Source organism: Holdemanella hominis (assembly GCF_014306155.1).
Taxonomy (GTDB): Bacteria; Bacillota_I; Bacilli_A; order Erysipelotrichales; family Erysipelotrichaceae; genus Holdemanella; species Holdemanella hominis.
On sequence record NZ_JACRWH010000126.1, the window covers coordinates 1 to 913 of the forward strand.

The 913-nt window shown below is 40.6% G+C and carries 3 protein-coding genes; all 3 read left to right on the forward strand.

From position 1 onward, the window contains the following. The first annotated feature begins 4 nt into the window (after positions 1-4). Genes rpmJ through rpsK form a run of 3 tightly spaced genes read left to right on the forward strand, consistent with a single transcriptional unit; the run spans position 5 to position 912 of the window. On the forward strand, positions 5-121 hold the full coding sequence (rpmJ, locus tag H8911_RS12175; protein WP_003866328.1) for a 50S ribosomal protein L36: 117 nt from the start codon (positions 5-7) through the stop codon (positions 119-121). Positions 122-137: 16 nt separating this feature from the next. Further along, positions 138-503 carry a 30S ribosomal protein S13 gene (gene rpsM / locus H8911_RS12180; RefSeq protein WP_117573903.1) on the forward strand — a complete coding sequence of 122 codons (366 nt, stop codon included), beginning with the start codon at positions 138-140 and terminating at the stop codon, positions 501-503. A gap of 19 nt (positions 504-522) precedes the next feature. After that, the gene (rpsK, locus tag H8911_RS12185; RefSeq protein WP_118116871.1) at positions 523-912 is read left to right on the forward strand and encodes a 30S ribosomal protein S11; all 390 of its coding nucleotides are present in this window, start codon (positions 523-525) and stop codon (positions 910-912) included. Position 913: the final 1 nt, after the last annotated feature.

The window sequence follows — 913 nt, forward strand, 5'->3', positions numbered from 1 at the left end:
AAAGATGAAAGTAAGACCATCTGTTAAACCAATCTGCGACAAGTGTCGAGTAATTCGACGCAAAGGACGTGTGATGGTAATTTGTGAAAACCCAAAACACAAACAGAGACAAGGAAACTAAAGTAGGAGGAAACTAAATGGCTCGTATAGCAGGAGTAGATATTCCAAACGATAAACGAGTTGTCATTTCATTGACATACATCTATGGTATTGGATTGACAACATCAAAGAAAGTATTGGAAGAAGCAGGCATCAGTGAAGATGTTCGAGTAAAAGATTTAACTGAAGAACAATTAAATGCAATTCGTAAAACAATCGATGCGATCAAAGTCGAAGGAGACTTAAGAAGAGAAGTACAATTAAACATCAAGAGATTGATGGAAATTGGATGCTACAGAGGAATGCGTCACAGAAAAGGATTGCCAGTACGTGGACAAAGAACAAAGACAAACGCAAGAACACGTAAAGGAAAAGCCAAGACAGTGGCTAACAAGAAGAAGTAGTAGGGAAGGAGAGTAAAGAATGGCAAAAGTACAAAAGACACGTAAAAGACGTGTTAAAAAGAATATTGCGCGAGGATGTGCACACATTCACTCGACTTTCAATAATACAATCGTAACAATCACAGACGAAAGTGGAAATGCAGTGGCATGGAGCAGTGCTGGAGCATTAGGATTCAAGGGAAGTCGTAAATCAACACCATATGCAGCCCAGTTAGCAGGAGAAGCAGCTGGAAAAGCAGCAATGGATCACGGAATGAAGACAGTATCCGTAGATGTAAAAGGACCTGGACCTGGACGTGAAGCAGCTGTCAGAGCATTACAGGTAGCTGGTTTAGAAATTACAATGATCAATGATGTAACACCAATTCCACACAACGGATGTCGTCCACCAAAACGACCTCGTGGATAGT